At 65.7% G+C, this 14,702-nt stretch carries 14 protein-coding genes and 1 riboswitch; of the genes, 3 read left to right on the top strand and 11 right to left on the bottom strand.

Going from position 1 to position 14,702, the window contains the following annotated elements:
* Positions 1–15: 15 nt before the first annotated feature.
* Positions 16–1,263, bottom strand: a complete 1,248-nt coding sequence (gene frc, locus WG902_RS08410; protein ID WP_340059570.1) for a formyl-CoA transferase — start codon at positions 1,261–1,263, stop codon at positions 16–18.
* Positions 1,264–1,379: 116 nt separating this feature from the next.
* The gene (gene oxc / locus WG902_RS08405; RefSeq protein WP_340059569.1) at positions 1,380–3,104 is read right to left on the bottom strand and encodes an oxalyl-CoA decarboxylase; all 1,725 of its coding nucleotides are present in this window, start codon (positions 3,102–3,104) and stop codon (positions 1,380–1,382) included.
* Between the two features lie 126 nt (positions 3,105–3,230).
* On the opposite strand from oxc, the gene WG902_RS08400 reads away from it, so the two are divergent.
* Positions 3,231–3,839, top strand: a complete 609-nt coding sequence (locus tag WG902_RS08400) for a Crp/Fnr family transcriptional regulator (RefSeq protein WP_340059568.1) — start codon at positions 3,231–3,233, stop codon at positions 3,837–3,839.
* A gap of 45 nt (positions 3,840–3,884) precedes the next feature.
* Here WG902_RS08400 and WG902_RS08395 read toward each other — a convergent pair whose 3' ends face one another.
* From WG902_RS08395 to WG902_RS08375, 5 genes are all read right to left on the bottom strand, one after another.
* A complete protein-coding gene (locus WG902_RS08395; RefSeq protein WP_340059567.1) occupies positions 3,885–4,718 on the bottom strand; it encodes a cytidylate kinase family protein in 834 nt (277 codons plus the stop codon).
* 13 nt (positions 4,719–4,731) lie between these two features.
* On the bottom strand, positions 4,732–6,261 hold the full coding sequence (locus WG902_RS08390; RefSeq protein ID WP_340059566.1) for a tripartite tricarboxylate transporter permease: 1,530 nt from the start codon (positions 6,259–6,261) through the stop codon (positions 4,732–4,734).
* Position 6,262: 1 nt separating this feature from the next.
* A complete protein-coding gene (locus WG902_RS08385; RefSeq protein WP_340059565.1) occupies positions 6,263–6,784 on the bottom strand; it encodes a tripartite tricarboxylate transporter TctB family protein in 522 nt (173 codons plus the stop codon).
* A gap of 90 nt (positions 6,785–6,874) precedes the next feature.
* The gene (locus WG902_RS08380; RefSeq protein WP_445263678.1) at positions 6,875–7,882 is read right to left on the bottom strand and encodes a Bug family tripartite tricarboxylate transporter substrate binding protein; all 1,008 of its coding nucleotides are present in this window, start codon (positions 7,880–7,882) and stop codon (positions 6,875–6,877) included.
* A 255-nt stretch (positions 7,883–8,137) separates the two neighbouring features.
* A complete protein-coding gene (locus WG902_RS08375; RefSeq protein WP_340059563.1) occupies positions 8,138–8,446 on the bottom strand; it encodes a hypothetical protein in 309 nt (102 codons plus the stop codon).
* Positions 8,447–8,567: 121 nt separating this feature from the next.
* Between WG902_RS08375 and WG902_RS08370 the strand changes: the two genes are divergently transcribed.
* Positions 8,568–9,506: a LysR family transcriptional regulator gene (locus tag WG902_RS08370; RefSeq protein WP_340059562.1), complete on the top strand. Its 939-nt coding sequence runs from the start codon at positions 8,568–8,570 to the stop codon at positions 9,504–9,506.
* A 133-nt stretch (positions 9,507–9,639) separates the two neighbouring features.
* On the opposite strand, the gene WG902_RS08365 is transcribed toward WG902_RS08370, so the two are convergent.
* From WG902_RS08365 to zapB, 4 genes are all read right to left on the bottom strand, one after another.
* The gene (locus WG902_RS08365) at positions 9,640–10,560 is read right to left on the bottom strand and encodes a methionyl-tRNA formyltransferase (protein ID WP_340059561.1); all 921 of its coding nucleotides are present in this window, start codon (positions 10,558–10,560) and stop codon (positions 9,640–9,642) included.
* Positions 10,561–10,594: 34 nt separating this feature from the next.
* The gene (locus tag WG902_RS08360; RefSeq protein WP_340059560.1) at positions 10,595–11,398 is read right to left on the bottom strand and encodes a sulfite exporter TauE/SafE family protein; all 804 of its coding nucleotides are present in this window, start codon (positions 11,396–11,398) and stop codon (positions 10,595–10,597) included.
* A 453-nt stretch (positions 11,399–11,851) separates the two neighbouring features.
* Positions 11,852–12,196 carry a cell division protein ZapA gene (locus tag WG902_RS08355; RefSeq protein WP_340059559.1) on the bottom strand — a complete coding sequence of 115 codons (345 nt, stop codon included), beginning with the start codon at positions 12,194–12,196 and terminating at the stop codon, positions 11,852–11,854.
* Positions 12,193–12,405: a cell division protein ZapB gene (gene zapB, locus WG902_RS08350; RefSeq protein WP_340059558.1), complete on the bottom strand. Its 213-nt coding sequence runs from the start codon at positions 12,403–12,405 to the stop codon at positions 12,193–12,195. Before zapB ends, WG902_RS08355 begins: the two co-directional genes overlap by 4 nt.
* Before the next feature lie 34 nt (positions 12,406–12,439).
* A riboswitch (cobalamin riboswitch) is annotated at positions 12,440–12,696 on the top strand.
* A gap of 70 nt (positions 12,697–12,766) precedes the next feature.
* Here zapB and WG902_RS08345 point away from each other — a divergent pair.
* Positions 12,767–14,692: a TonB-dependent receptor domain-containing protein gene (locus WG902_RS08345; RefSeq protein ID WP_340059557.1), complete on the top strand. Its 1,926-nt coding sequence runs from the start codon at positions 12,767–12,769 to the stop codon at positions 14,690–14,692.
* Positions 14,693–14,702 lie beyond the last annotated feature (10 nt).

Below are 14,702 nucleotides of genomic sequence, written 5' to 3'. Positions count from 1 at the left end.
CGGGATGCGCGGAGGTCAGATGACCTTGGCCGCGCGCAGTTCTTCGATCTGGTCCTTGCCGTACCCGAGCTGGGCCAGCACCTCTTCGGTGTGCTCGCCCAGCAGCGGCGAGCGCTTCACGTCGGTCTGGCTGTCGGACATCTTGATCGGGTTGCCCACGGTCAGGTACTTGCCCCGCGTCGGATGGTCCACCTCGACCACCGTGCCGGTAGCGCGCAGCGCGGGTTCCTCGGCGATCTCCTTCATCGACAGGATCGGGCCGCAGGGGATGTCGTACTTGTTCAGGATGTCCATCGCCTCGAACTTGGTCTTGGTCTTGGTCCATTCCTCGATGCGCGAGAAGATCGTCTTCAGGTGCGGCAGGCGCGCCTTGGGCGTCGCGTAGCTCGGGTCCGTGATCCAGCTTTCCTCGCCGATCACCTTGCAGATGGCGCCCCACACCGGCGCCTGGGTGATGAAGTAGATGTAGGCGTTCGGGTCGTGCTGCCAGCCCTTGCACTTGAGGATCCAGCCCGGCTGGCCGCCACCGGAGGCGTTGCCCGCGCGCGGAACGGCGTCGCCGAATTCCTTGTCGGGGAACTGCGGGTACTCCTGCATCACGCCGGTGCGGTCCAGGCGCTGCTGGTCGCGCAGCTTGACGCGGCACAGGTTCAGCACGGCGTCCTGCATGGCCGCCAGCACCTTCTGGCCGCGGCCGGTGGTGTTGCGCTGGTAGAGCGCGGCCACGATGCCCAGCGCCAGGTGCAGGCCGGTGCCCGAATCGCCGATCTGCGCGCCGGTCACCAGCGGCGGGCCGTCGTCGAAGCCGGTGGTGGAGGCGGAGCCGCCGGCGCACTGGGCGACGTTCTCGTACACCTTGCAGTCCTCGTACGGGCCGGGGCCGAAGCCCTTGACGGACGCGACGATCATGCGCGGGTTGATCTGCTGGATCTTCTCCCACGAGAAGCCCATGCGGTCCAGCGCGCCGGGGGCGAAGTTCTCGACCAGCACGTCGCACTGCTTGATCAGCTCGATCAGCACTTCCTTGCCCTTGGGATTCTTGGTGTCCAGGGTGATGGAGCGCTTGTTGTGGTTGAGCATCGTGAAATACAGGCTGTCCACGCCCTCGATGTCGCGCAGCTGGCCGCGCGTCGCATCGCCTTCACCGGCCTTCTCCACCTTGATCACGTCCGCGCCGAACCATGCCAGCAGCTGCGTGCAGGTGGGGCCGGATTGCACGTGCGTGAAATCGAGGATCTTGACGCCGTCGAGTGCTTTGCCCATTTCTTCTTCCTATCTCAAAGTTTCGAATCCGCTTCCGTCACCCCCGCGGAGGCGGGGGCCCAGGGCTTCCTGAATTCGGGAGCGCTGGTTCCCTGCCTGCGCGGGGATGACGAACTTCATTTCTTCTTGGCCGCGGCGGGGTTGAGCGACGTGATGCGGCCGCTCTCGGTGCCGGCGCTCTCGTCGATGAACGCGTTGATCAGCGTCGGCTTGCGCGAGGCGACGGCTTCGTCCAGCGCCTTCTTCAGTTCTTCCGGGTTCTTGGCCACCACGCCGACGCCGCCGAAGGCCTGCATCATCATGTCGTAGCGCGCGTTCTTGACGAACTGCGTCGGGGCCATCGCGTTGCCATGCGGGTTGACGTCGGTGCCCTTGTAGATGCCGTTGTTGTTCATCACGACGACGCAGATCGGCAGGTTGTAGCGGCAGATCGTTTCCACCTCCATCCCGCTGAAGCCGAAGGCGCTGTCGCCTTCCACGGCGATGACCTGCTCGCCCGTGACGACCGCGGCCGCGACGGCGAAGCCCATGCCGATGCCCATGATCCCCCACGTGCCCACGTCGAGGCGGCGGCGCGGCTCGTACATGTCGACGATGGAGCGCGTGAAGTCCAGCGCGTTGGCGCCTTCGTTCACCAGGTAGGCCTTCGGGTTCGCCTTGACCGTGTCGCGCACCACGTTCAGCGCGCTGTGGAAGTTCATGACCGGCGGGTTCTTCGACAGCGTTTCCTGCATCTTGGTCAGGTTCTTGTCCTTGCGCTCGGCGATCGCGCCCGTCCAGTCGGCGGGCGGCTTCTGCCAGCCGGAACCCATCGCCTGGTTGAAGGCGGCGATGCACGAGCCGATGTCGCCGATCACCGGGGCGGCGATGGCGACGTTGCTGTCGGCCTCCGTCGGCGAGATGTCGACCTGGATGAACTGCTGCCTGCCGGCTTCCTTGGAGGAGCCGCCCCCCCACGTCTTGCCCTTGCCGTGCGACAGCAGCCAGTTCAGGCGCGCGCCGACGAGCATCACGACGTCTGCTTCGGCCAGCACGTACGAGCGCGCGGCGGAGGCGGACAGGCTGTGGTTGTCCGGCAGCAGGCCCTTGGCCATGGACATCGGCAGGTAGGGGATGCCGCTCTTTTCGACGAAGGTCTTGATGTCGGCATCGGCCTGCGCATAGGCGGCGCCCTTGCCAAGGATCACCAACGGCTTCTTGGCGGACTTCAGCAAGTCCACGGCGCGCTTGATCGCGTCCGGCGCGGGAATCTGCCTGGGCGCCGGGTCGACCACCTTGATCAACGACTTCTTGCCGGCTTCCGCGTCCATCGATTGCGCGAACAGCTTCGCCGGCAAATCCAGGTACACGCCGCCCGGACGGCCGGACACGGCGGCGCGGATGGCGCGGGCAATGCCGACGCCGATGTCTTCGGCGTGCAGCACCCGGAAGGCCGCCTTGCACAACGGCTTGGCGATGGCCAGCTGGTCCATCTCTTCGTAGTCGCCCTGCTGCAGGTCGACGATCTCGCGCTCGCTGGAGCCCGACACCAGGATCATCGGGAAGCAGTTGGTGGTGGCGTTCGCCAGCGCGGTGAGGCCATTGAGGAAACCGGGCGCGGACACGGTGAAGCAGATGCCCGGCTTGCCGGTGATGAAGCCGGCGGCCGCGGCGGCGTTGCCCGCGTGCTGCTCGTGGCGAAACGAGATGACCTTCATGCCCTCGGCCTGCGAGATGCGCAGGAAGTCGGTGATGGGGATGCCGGGCAGGGCGAAGATCGTGTCGATGTCGTTCAGCTTGAGGGCATCGATGACGAGGTGGAAGCCGTCGGTGGTGGCGCGCTCTTGCGTATCGGTGCTCATGGGGGAGAGTCCTGGTAAAGGTGTCGGGCTATGATAGGAATGGCCGTCGGCTTTCCCTCTTGACTGCGGTCAATTTTCGAAGAATTGCACCTGCCCATTCGGGCGACTCCCCGGCCCACCCGCACCATGTCGTCCATCGAAAGCCATCCCGAGAGAAACGTCATTCGCGTGCAGCTCGCGCATAACGTGGTGCTCAAGGGCATGACGGTGGCCCAGATGGCCGAGCTGGAGCCGCACCTGGTGGTGGTGGACTGCCAGAAGGGCGAGGCGCTGCTGCACCAGGGCGTGCACGAGATGGAGCAGTACTTCATCCTCGAAGGGATCCTCAAGCGCGTCGTTTCCAACCAGGAAGCCAAGGAAATGATCCTGCGCTTCGCCGAGGAAGGGCAGATGGAAACCAGCTACGCCGCCTGGCGGCTGGGCACGCCTGCTCCCTACAGCATCGTCTGCGTCACCCGGGCGCGCGTCGCCAAGCTGCCGCTGCGCGAATGGGTCGCATTCATCGACAAGCATCCCGGCCTGAAGCAGGCCTTCGAATACGACGTGATGTTCGTCATGAGCGACATCATGGCGCACACGATCACCCTGCATCTGCTGGATGCGCCGGGGCGCGTCAAGCGGTTCCTTCGCAAGCATGCGGACCTCGCCGAGCGGATGCCGAAGAAGGAACTGGCGTCCTACCTCAACCTTTCCGCCGAAACGCTGAGCCGGTTGAAGCAGCGGGGAAAGATCTAGCAAGGGCCCGGGTCCCCGCCTGCGCGGGGACGCGATGCCTCGACATCAGGTCTTGGAGTGCGTGAACTTGCGCGTGGTCGTCATCAGGCGCAGCTGGTTGTCCACATTTCCCGCGCCCGCGATCGCCTTGGCCACCTGCCCGGTGTCCCGTTTCTCGCGCTCGTTCACCACGATGCCCGCCAGCGTCACGCGTCCCTCCCGCGATTCCACCTGCACGTCGACGTCCCGCGTCGATTCGTTGGCCTTGAGCGCCGCGCGCACGCGCGCGCTGAGCGCCAGTCCTTCCAGGATGGAACGCGACTCGGCCGTTTCCTGGAACTCGGGCCGGCCGGCCAGGGCGAGAATCTGCTCGACGCAACCTTCGATCGAGATGCGTTCCGTGTTCAGCACCATGTCGTAGAGCAGGGGGTCGCCCCAGGTCACGCCGAACTGCGCGTTCATGCGCGAGGCGTGCGCGGCATCGCTGCGCCGCACTTCCGACTCGGCGGCGTCACGCTGGTCGGTGCCCAGGTGGTTCATCACCCAGTCGACCCGCAGCGCAAACGGGCGCGTGACGCGCACCCGCACCACGTGGCGCACGGGCTGCAGCAGGCAGGTGGCGCCCCAGCCCCGCAGCACCGCGTTGCCGCGCAGCGCCTGCGCGAACACTTCCTCGGCCGTGTACACGGCAACCTGGTCCTTGTCGGTCGACAAGCGCTCCACCAGTCCCGCCTTGCCTTCCCGCAGGCGGCGGATCAGGCTGGCGGGCACCTGCATCCTGCCGGCGACGTTCTCGACCACCTCGTTGCGCATGACGGCCAGCTGCGCGGACTCCCCCAGCCGCAGCGCGACGTCCTTGGCGAGCGAGCCCATCTCCTGGGTCAGTGCGATGACGGGCATGGCGCGGTGCTCCTCAGTCGACTGGTTGTTCCGCCTTGAACGCGGGCGGCTTGGGCGGCCGCACCTTGGCGATCACGCGGGAGATCAGTGGCCAGAACAGCAGCAGCAGCGCCAGGCCGGTGATGCCGCCCACCAGCGGGTTGGCCACCATGATCGACATCTGGCCCTGCGACATCAGCATCGACTGGCGGAAGGCGTCTTCCGCCTTGTCGCCCAGCACCAGCGCCAGCACCAGCGGCGCCAGCGGGTAATCGAGCTTCTTGAAGACATAGCCGACGACGCCGAAGGCCAGCATCAGCCAGATGTCGAACATCGCGTTGTGCACGGTATAGGCGCCGATCGCGCAGATCACGATGATGATCGGCGCGATGATCGAGAACGGGATGCGCAGGATCGAGGCGAACAGCGGCACCGTGGTCAGCACGACCACCAGGCCCACCAGGTTGCCCAGGTACATCGAGGCGATCAGGCCCCACACGAAGTCCTTCTGTTCCACGAACAGCAGCGGCCCCGGCTGCAGGCCCCAGATCAGCAGGCCGCCCAGCAGCACGGCCGCCGTCGGCGATCCCGGGATGCCCAGCGCCAGCATGGGCAGCAGCGCCGCGGTGCCGGCGGCGTGCGCCGCGGTCTCCGGCGCGATCACGCCCTCGATCTGGCCGGTGCCGAACTTGGCGCCGTCCTTCGACATCTTCTTGGCCAGGCCGTAGCTCATGAACGAAGCGGGAGTCGCGCCGCCCGGCGTGATGCCCATCCAGATGCCGACCAGCGCGCTTCTTACGGACGTCATCCAGTACTGGGGCAACGACTTCCAGGTTTCGAGCACGACCTTGGGGCTGATCTTGGCCGTCTTGCCGGAGAACGCCAGGCCTTCTTCCATCGACAGCAGGATCTCGCCGATGCCGAACAGGCCGATCACCGCGATCAGGAAGTCGAAGCCGCGCATGAGCTCCTCGACACCGAAGGTCAGGCGCAGCTGCCCCGTGACGGTGTCCATGCCGACAGCGGCCAATGCGAAGCCGATGGCCATGGAGGCCAGGATCTTGAACGGGGATCCCTTGCCCATGCCGACGAAACTGCAGAACGTGAGCAGGTACACGGCGAAGAACTCCGGCGGCCCGAACCGCAGCGCGAACTTCGCAACCATCGGCGCCAGGAAAGTGATCATCACCACCGCGACGAAGGCGCCGATGAAGGACGACGTGAAGGCGGCGGTGAGCGCCTGGGCGGCCTGGCCCTTCTGCGCCATGGGATAGCCGTCGAAGGTGGTCGCCACCGACCACGGCTCGCCGGGGATGTTGAACAGCACCGACGTGATCGCGCCGCCGAAGAGGGCGCCCCAGTAGATGCACGACAGCATGATGATCGCGGAGGTCGGCGACATCGAGAATGTGAGCGGCAGCAGGATGGCCACGCCGTTGGCGCCGCCCAGGCCGGGCAGCACGCCGATGAGCACGCCGAGGATGATCCCGACGAACATCAGCAGCAGGTTCATCGGCGTCAGGATGACGCTGAAGCCATGGAAGAGGGCGCTGAGTTCGAGCATGTCAGTACCCCAGGAAGTCGAGCGGCTTCAGCCAGCCCTTGTACAGGGGGATCTTGAACCAGACCTCGAACATGAAGAAGAAGAACGCCGAGATCGCGATGCCGAGCAGGATGCTCTTCACGCGCGAGAACTTCCCCAGGATGATCATGAAGCCCGCGATGTAGATGGCGGATGCGAGGTAGATGCCGAACACCTGGATGGCCAGGACGTAGACCACCGCCGGGATCAGCACCGACAGCACCCGCCGGATCTGGACGCCGTCCACGAAAATGTCGTGATTGCGCTTCTTCCCCCGCAGCGCCTGGTACAGCGTCCCCGCGCCGGAGATGCACAGGATCAGGCCGATGTAGAACGGGAAGTAGCCGGCGCCGGGGCCGTCGCTGGTCCAGCCGGAGCCGAGCTTGCGGCTGCCGAACAGCACCACGAGCCCGAACACGAAGACGAGGCCTGCAACAACGGCCTCCACTGCAAAAGTCGGTACGCCCGTTCGCTCCTGGGCGACACCGTCCTGTGGGGAATCCATTGCGCTTGTCTCCTGCCGTGTACCCGGCTCGTTATATCAATCGCGAACGCAAAGGCGCGCGCCCCGGTGGCACGGGGCGTGTGCCGGGGGTCAGTTGGCCAGGAAGCCGGCTTCCTTCATCAGCTCGCGATGGCGTTGTTCGGCGGCGCCGAGCCACTTGGTGAAGTTCTCGCCTTCCATGGACGTCTGGTTGAAGGCGCCCTTTTCCATGTAGTCCTTCCACTCGGGCGTCTCGCGCACCTTCTTGAGCAGGCCCAGGTAGAAGTCGGTCTGGTCCTTGGTCACGCCCGCGGGCATGAAAATGCCGCGCAGCATCGTGTATTCGGTCGGCACGCCGGCTTCCTTGCAGGTCGGCACGTCGCCCCACGATTGCGTCTGCGTGATCTTTTCCTTGTACGGCATGCGCTTGGCGTCGAACACGCACAGCGCGCGCAGCGTGCCGGCGCGCCACTGCGCCACCGCCTCGGCCGGGTTGTTCACCGTGGAGTCCACGTGCTTGCCCACCAGCTGCACGGCGACTTCACCGCCGCCGCGGAACGGCACGTAGATGAACTTGGTGCCGGTGGCCTTCTCGATGCCGACGGTGAGGATCTGGTCCTCCTGCTTGGAGCCGGTGCCGCCCATCTTCATCTTGCTCGGGCCCGCCGCCTTCACGGCGTCGAAGTATTCCTTGGCGGTCTTGTAGGGCGACTCGGCGTTGACCCACAGCACGAAGTTGTCCAGCGCCATCATGGACACGGGCGTCATGTCGCGCCAGTTGAAGGGCACGCCGGTCGCCAGCGGCGTGGTGAACAGGTTGGACAGCGTCACCACCAGCTTGTGGGGTTCGCCCTTGGCGTTCTTGACGTCGAGGAAGCCCTCGGCGCCCGCGCCGCCGGACTTGTTGACCACCACCAGCGGCTGCTTCATCAGGTTGTGCTTGACCACGATGCCCTGGATCAGGCGCGCCATCTGGTCCGCGCCCCCACCGGTGCCCGCGGGCACGACGAACTCCACCGGCTTGGTGGGTTCCCAGGCGGCATGCGCGGCGGGGGTGGCGAGCATGGTGGCCGTGGCCAGTGCAGCCGCCGCGGCCGACACCAGGGACTTTGCATTCATTCGTTTCGTCATCGCGTTGTCTCCTAACATTGAACACCCCGCGAGCACGATCTTCTGTGCTGTGACCTTGTCTCGCGAAGCCGTGCGTGGATGCTCCGACGAAGCATGGCGCATGTCTCTTGACTGCGGTCAAGTTTGCGAAATTCAGGCGGGGTTTCAGGGTTTGTCCGGAGAGCTGGGCCCGCACGCGGACAGGCGCACCGAAGCACGCCGATCGAGGGCGTGCGCAGGGTTCATGCGGCGTAAGGGGTTCGCCTACCTCGACCGCACGGCGGCCGCGCCGCGCGCCTGTGTGCGGCCGGCCTGCATGGCCGCGAAGCAGCGTTCCTTGGTGCTCTCCACGGCGTTCGCCAGGAAATCGGCGTCATACGCCCGCAGCAGGTGGGGGTGTTCCCGCTCGAGGTAGGCCTGCACGCGCTGGCGCTCGCCGGCCGGCAGCCGGGCGAAGGTATCGGCATCCCAGCTCCAGCTGAGCCCCAGCTCGTCGAATGCGGCGTTGTAGGCCAGCCGTTGGGACTCTGCGTGCTGGTCGTCGATGCGGGCGTTGGTGGGGTCTGCGTACATGCTGTGCCTCCTGCTGTGGGGCCGCACTTCGCAGCCGTGAAGCCAAATCTAAGCTTCTCGGACGATAAATGACAGTCAAACTATTTGATGGAAAGCATTCGCTATTGGTTATAGTTCGGGCATGCGCAACGCGACCTTGAGGCAGCTGAAGGTGTTCGAGGCCGTGGCCCGCCATCGCAGTTTCTCGCGTGCCGCCGAGGAGTTGCACCTGACGCAGCCCGCGGTGTCCACCCAGGTGCGCAAGCTGGAAGACCACGCGGGCCTGCCGCTGTTCGAACAGCTGGGCAAGAAGATCCACCTCACGCCCGCGGGTGCGCAGATGCTGCAGTCGAGCCGCGAGATCATCCAGAAGTTCAAGGAGGCCGAGGAGGCGATGGCCCAGTACAAGGGCGTCGCCGGCGGCCAGCTCAACGTGTCGGTGATCAGCGCCGGCGACTATTTCTTTCCGCGCCTGCTGGTGGAGTTCGCGCAGCGGCATCGGGGCGTCACGCTGAACTTCGGCGTGTGCAACCGCGAGGAGTTGCTGGCCCAGCTGGATGCCAACCAGACCGACCTGGCCGTGATGGTGCGGCCGCCGCTCGATGCCGACATGGTGGCCGAGCCCTTTGCGCCGCACCCCTATGTGATCGTCGCCGCGCCCACGCATCCGCTGGCGGGCAAGCGGCGCATTGCGGCGGCGCGCGTGGTGAAGGAGCCGTTCGTGGTGCGCGAGAAGGGCTCGGACACGTGGAACTCGATGCAGGAGGCCTTCGGCGAGCGCATCGGCGACGTCAACATCGGCATGGAGATCAAGAGCACCGAGACCATCAAGCAGGCCGTGATGGCAGGCATGGGCGTGAGCTTCCTGTCCGCCCATACGATCAGCCGCGAGCTGCAGGCGCGCAGCATGGTGGTGCTGGACGTGGTCGGTTTCCCCCTGATGCTGAACTGGTACGTCGTCCACCGCCACACCAAGCGCCTGCCCCCGGTGGCGCAGGCCTTCAAGGCTTTTCTGTTGGCGGATGGGGCGTCACTTGTGGAGCAGGCGCTGAATGTGGGAGGGGGGCGGAGAGGGCGTTGAAAGCGGGAGCGGACTACCGGACGCAGAAAGCGCAGAAGTTACGCAGAAGACGCAGAAAAAACCAAGAAAAGGTTTTGGATGTCTTTTGCGTCTTCTGCGTAACTTCCGCGTCTTCTGCGTCCTGTAGTTGGGTTTAGCCCTTCGCGCCCAACCCAACCTGTCTCGCGTACTCCCCCGCGCCCATCTTCTTCCCGCCCTGCGCCTTCAGACGCAGCACCTCGATGCGGCCGCCCTGGGCGTTGATGAAGATCGAGGTCTCGCTGACGGATGCAATTTCGCCCGGCTTGCCGCGCACGTCGCCATAGGTGCGCACCGGATGCTTGCGCACGTCGTACAGCCACGTCTTCACCCCGCCCAGCATCGTCCACGCCCCCGGCGCCGGATTGCACGCGCGGATCAGGTTGTAGACCTGGTCGACGTGCTGGTGCCAGTGGACCTGCGCTTCCTGCTCGTGGAACCAGCCTTCGTAGGTGGCCAGCGATTCGTCCTGCACGCGCTCCTCGTGGCGGCCGGAGACGACGAGGTCGGCCGCTTCCAGCAGTCCGGCGACGCCCAGCGGGAACAGCTTGTTGAAGTACAGCTCGCCCAGCGTCTCGTCGGCGCCGATCGGGCAGGCCTTTTGCAAAATCACCGGGCCTTCGTCCAGGCCGTCGGTGGGCCGGAAGATGGTGACGCCGGTCTGCGTCGCGCCTTGCGAGATCGGCCAGCTGATCGACGACGGCCCGCGATGCCGCGGCAGCAGCGACGGGTGGAACTGGATCGTGCCCAGGCGCGGGATGTTCACGAAGGACTGGGGCGCGAACTGCGTCACGTACGCCATCACGCCGATGTCCGCGTTCAGCTCGCGCATGGCGTGCTCCGCGTACGGGCTGCGCAGGCTGCTGAACTGGTAGACGGTGAGGCCCCGGCCCTGGGCCGCCTCGCGCAGCACGTCCGCCTTGGCGCCGGCCTTGTCGGGCTCGCAGAACACGCCCGCGACCTCGTCGCCCCGGGCCAGGAAGGCCTCGAGCACCTGCTTGCCGAACTCCTGCTGGCCGATGAATGCGATTCTCATGGGACGCGATGGTACGAAATTCGGGAGGCCGGCTTCAGCGGAGCAGGAAATACGCGGCCAGGCAGTACAGCACCACCGCGAACACCTTCTTCAGCGGCTGGATGTCCATGCGGTGCGCGGTGCGCGCGCCCAGGGGCGCCATCAGCATGCTGGCGATGGAGATGATCACCAGGCCGGGCAGGTACAGGTAGCCGAACGAGCCCGGTGGCATCTGGGGCATGCCCTGGCCCGCCCAGACGTAGCCGAGCGTGCCGGCCACGGCGATGGGAAAGCCCAGGGCCGACGAAGTGCCCACGGCGTCGTGGATCTTGATGTTGCACCAGGTCATGAACGGCACCGACACGAACGCGCCGCCTGCGCCCACCAGCGCGGAGACCAGGCCAATCACGTTGCCGACGCCGAAAGTCGCCAGCGGCCCCGGCAGCGTCCGGCTGGGCTTGGGCTTGCGATTCAGGAGCATCTGCGTGGCGGAGAAGGCCACGAAGATCGCGAACAGGATGCCCAGCCACTTGCCGGGCAGGGCCACCGCCACCTGGGCGCCGAGCAGCGATCCCACCAGGATGCCGGGCGCCAGCACCTTGACCACCGGCCACAGCACGGCGCCGCGCTGGTGGTGCGCGCGCACGGACGAAATGGAGGTGAAGCAGATGGTGGCAAGCGACGTTGCCACCGCCATCTTGACCGTGTAGTCCGCCGGATAGCCCCTGGCCGTGAGGATCATGGTCACGAACGGCACCATGATCATGCCCCCGCCGATGCCCAGGAGCCCCGCCAGGAAACCGGTGCACGTGCCGATCAGGACGAGGCCCAGGACGAGTTGTGGATCCAGCAGGGACATCTTGTCGTTATGGTTTGCGCGCGAAGGTCAACCTCGCATTCTCGCAGCACCAAAGGGAACGGGCTGCCGAAGGGGCAGCCCGTGGGTGTAGGTGTCTGCGAGCGGTATCGGACCGCATCCTGAACCGGGGTTCAGGTGGGCGAGGTCAACCTGGCGTTGGGTTCGTCTGACGCGAGACGATCACGCTCACCAGGCGATGTTCCAAGCCCGGGCTCGAATGAGCATTGGTTCAAGGAAATATAAAGCCCGACACACACTGCAGACGAGCCCATTCTAGGACGCAAATCGCCGCGTGGTGCAAAGGACGCATGAAGCCGCGAAGAATTCTGGTCTTGACAGGAGCGCGCAGAGCTGAACTGTGTTCGCGATGGCGGGGTCGCTGTGCGAACCCGCCCTACGAGAGGCACCGTGCTTGGCGTAGGGCGGGTTCGCGAAGCGACCCCGCCATGCCCCTCAGAGCAGCCGTCCGTCGTCGGCCAGGGCCTGGTCCAGGCGCACCATCAGCTGCGCGAGGCGCACGTCTTCGGCCAGGTTGCGCAGGCCCGTGACGGTGGCGTCGGGCTGCACGAAGGTCGCAGCGTTCATCGCAGGCGGGGCCGCGCGGTCCGCCACGTCGAACGCCAGGTTGAGCGCGGCGAGCACCGCGATGCGGTCGCGCGCCTTCACCTTGCCGGCGTCGCGGATCCTGCACATCGCGGTGTCCACTTTTTCCACGGCTTCGAGCAGGCGCTGCTCGCCACCGACCGGGCATCCGAGCAGGTAGCTCTGGCCCATGATCTGCACTTCCAGTTGTTTCATGCGGGGGTGTTCAGGTCCGGCAGGCGTTCGAGCAGCGCGTCGACACGCGAGCGGGCCGCGGACAGCCGCGACTTGAGCGAGTCGCGCTCCTGCGTGAGCAGCTCGACCTGCTCCGCCAGCAGCACATTGGTGCGTTGCAGCTCCTCGTAGCGCACGAGCAGGCGTTCGACGCGTTCGACGAGAGGGTCGATCTGGGAGCCACTGGCCATCCGCTGAATTGTAGGGTTTTGTTTCCGCGACCGCTCTACAATCGCGGCCGTTGGTGCCAGCGGTGTGGTTCACATGCCGCAGTTCAACGGGAAGCAGGAGGATGGCGCGCGCCGAGCGTGCGTGCCGCCCAACCTGCGCTGCCCCCGCAACGGTAAGCGGAGGCATGCGGTGTCCGCACTGCATGCCACTTCCATCACACAGCCACTGGGGCCGCCTGAAACAGCGGCCCTGGGAAGGCGATGGAGGCGACCTCCGCCAGCCCGGATACCGGCCAACGAAGGTGGCTGCACGCCTGCGTGCGGCCGTGACGCCCATGCGCCGGCGGGGAAGCCGGCGAGGGCCTGACAACCGGCTCGTCTCATGTCGAAGAAGCTCCATCCCCTGCCCGCCTGCCTGCTGGCTGCGGCTACGTCCCTTTGCACAACTCCAGGTCTGGCCCAGACTGCAACCCTGCGCGAAACCGTGGTCACATCCACGCGCGTACCCACGCGCGTCGACCAGCAGCTGACCGACGTCACCGTCCTCACCGGGGACGACATACGCCGCTCGGGCATCCTCAACGTTACCGACCTGCTGAATAGCTTGCCCGGGGTGCAGGCGACTCCACCGGGCGTCCGCGGCGCCAACGCTTCCGTCTTCATTCGCGGCAATAACCACGCACACACTCTCGTGCTCGTGGATGGGCAGCGAATTTCCTCCGCCACCACGGGCGCCACCGCGATCCAGCACATTCCGCTGGAGCAAATCGAGCGCATCGAGGTGATCCGCGGCCCGGCCAGCAGCCTGTATGGCTCGGACGCGATCGGCGGCGTGATCCAGGTCTTCACCAAAGGCGGCACCGGCGCGCCCACATTGACGGGCGCGCTCGATGTCGGTTCGTATGGAACCGTGTCCGCGTCAGCCGGCTACGGCGGGCGGGTGGGAGACACCGCCTTCCACGTGCAGGTTGGCGGCGAGCGCAGCCGCGGTTTCAGCGATATCCGGGACGCGAACGGCGGCCCGTTCGACTCATTCAACCCGGATGCTGATGGCTACCGCCAGAGCAATCTCGGTCTGAGCGCGAGCCATCGGATCACTCCGGACCTGGAGGTCGGCGCGAAGTACCTGTTGACACATGGCCGCAAGCGCTCGGACGCGCTCAACTGCGACCTCGCCTTCACCGCCTGCACGGCGGATTTTGATAACCGCGACGATCAACAGTTGGAAGCCTTCAACGTGCACGCGGACTACCACGTCACCGCGGATTGGAGAAGCGTTCTGCGCGTCGGCGCCAGCCGTGATGACTTGCGGTCCTGGATGTTCGATCCAGTGGCGGTGCAGGACAACGTCTCGCGCTATACGACCCGGCAGCGCCAGGTTTCCTGGCAGAACGACTTTCGCCTGGGGCCGGGCGTATTGATGGCAGCCCTGGAGTCACGCCAGGTGCGCGTGGCGTCGACGCAGACGTTCGTCCGTTCCGACCAGGAGACGACCTCCTTGTCGCTTGGCTATCAGGCTTGGATGGGGCCGCACCTGCTGCAGGCTAGCGCGCGACACGACCGCATCTCGGGATTCGAGCCCGCCAACACCGGAACCGCCGGTTACGGCTACAAGTTTGCGGAAGGCTGGATCGCGCGCGCGTCCGCAGGCACCGGCTTTCATGCACCCAGCTTCAATGACCTGTATTGGCCGTTCGATCCGGTGAACTTCTTCGTGGGCAATCCCGCTCTCAGGCCGGAGCGTTCGAAAAACCTCGAAGTTGCGGTGGGCTACGACATCGCACCGGTGCGTTTCTCGGTCACTGCGTACCACAACAAGGTGAAGGACCTGATCCAGCTGGTGACGAACCAGACAACCTTCATCAGCACGATGGAGAATGTCAGTTCGGCCACGCTGCAAGGCGTGACCCTTGACGGCAGCTACCAGATGGCCAACTGGACTTTCTCCGGTCACTATGACGTGCTCAGTGCCCGCAACGACAGCACCGGGAACACCCTGCAGCGCCGCACCCCTCGTTGGGGAACGATCGACGTGGCGCATCGCAGCGGCAAGCTGCAAATTGGTACCCGGCTGGATGGGTATAGCCACCGGTACAACGATGCTGAAAACACCCAGAGGCTGGGCGGCTACATGCTGCTGGGGCTGCGTGCTGCCTATGATGTGGCCCCGGGCTGGACGCTCACCGCCAGCATCAACAATGCGCTCGACAAGCAGTACGTCGTGAATCGGGTCTCTTTCACTCCTTTCAGCGACTACGGGACAGCGGGACGCAGCTTTTTCGTCGGCGTGCGCTACACCGGTGGGTAATGACGCAGCA

The organism is Ramlibacter sp. PS3R-8 (assembly GCF_037572435.1).
GTDB lineage: Bacteria > Pseudomonadota > Gammaproteobacteria > Burkholderiales > Burkholderiaceae_C > Ramlibacter.
Note: the sequence above shows the minus strand (reverse complement) of the source record. Positions and strands in the feature narration are given on the sequence as shown.

What these genes read in the sequence shown, in the direction of transcription:
- frc (WP_340059570.1), bottom strand. Translation starts at nt 1,263, where the DNA reads ATGGGCAAAGCACTCGACGGCGTCAAGATCCTCGATTTCACGCACGTG.
- oxc (WP_340059569.1), bottom strand. Translation starts at nt 3,104, where the DNA reads ATGAGCACCGATACGCAAGAGCGCGCCACCACCGACGGCTTCCACCTC.
- WG902_RS08400 (WP_340059568.1), top strand. Translation starts at nt 3,231, where the DNA reads ATGTCGTCCATCGAAAGCCATCCCGAGAGAAACGTCATTCGCGTGCAG.
- WG902_RS08395 (WP_340059567.1), bottom strand. Translation starts at nt 4,718, where the DNA reads ATGCCCGTCATCGCACTGACCCAGGAGATGGGCTCGCTCGCCAAGGAC.
- WG902_RS08390 (WP_340059566.1), bottom strand. Translation starts at nt 6,261, where the DNA reads ATGCTCGAACTCAGCGCCCTCTTCCATGGCTTCAGCGTCATCCTGACG.
- WG902_RS08385 (WP_340059565.1), bottom strand. Translation starts at nt 6,784, where the DNA reads ATGGATTCCCCACAGGACGGTGTCGCCCAGGAGCGAACGGGCGTACCG.
- WG902_RS08380 (WP_445263678.1), bottom strand. Translation starts at nt 7,882, where the DNA reads ATGAATGCAAAGTCCCTGGTGTCGGCCGCGGCGGCTGCACTGGCCACG.
- WG902_RS08375 (WP_340059563.1), bottom strand. Translation starts at nt 8,446, where the DNA reads ATGTACGCAGACCCCACCAACGCCCGCATCGACGACCAGCACGCAGAG.
- WG902_RS08370 (WP_340059562.1), top strand. Translation starts at nt 8,568, where the DNA reads ATGCGCAACGCGACCTTGAGGCAGCTGAAGGTGTTCGAGGCCGTGGCC.
- WG902_RS08365 (WP_340059561.1), bottom strand. Translation starts at nt 10,560, where the DNA reads ATGAGAATCGCATTCATCGGCCAGCAGGAGTTCGGCAAGCAGGTGCTC.
- WG902_RS08360 (WP_340059560.1), bottom strand. Translation starts at nt 11,398, where the DNA reads ATGTCCCTGCTGGATCCACAACTCGTCCTGGGCCTCGTCCTGATCGGC.
- WG902_RS08355 (WP_340059559.1), bottom strand. Translation starts at nt 12,196, where the DNA reads ATGAAACAACTGGAAGTGCAGATCATGGGCCAGAGCTACCTGCTCGGA.
- zapB (WP_340059558.1), bottom strand. Translation starts at nt 12,405, where the DNA reads ATGGCCAGTGGCTCCCAGATCGACCCTCTCGTCGAACGCGTCGAACGC.
- WG902_RS08345 (WP_340059557.1), top strand. Translation starts at nt 12,767, where the DNA reads ATGTCGAAGAAGCTCCATCCCCTGCCCGCCTGCCTGCTGGCTGCGGCT.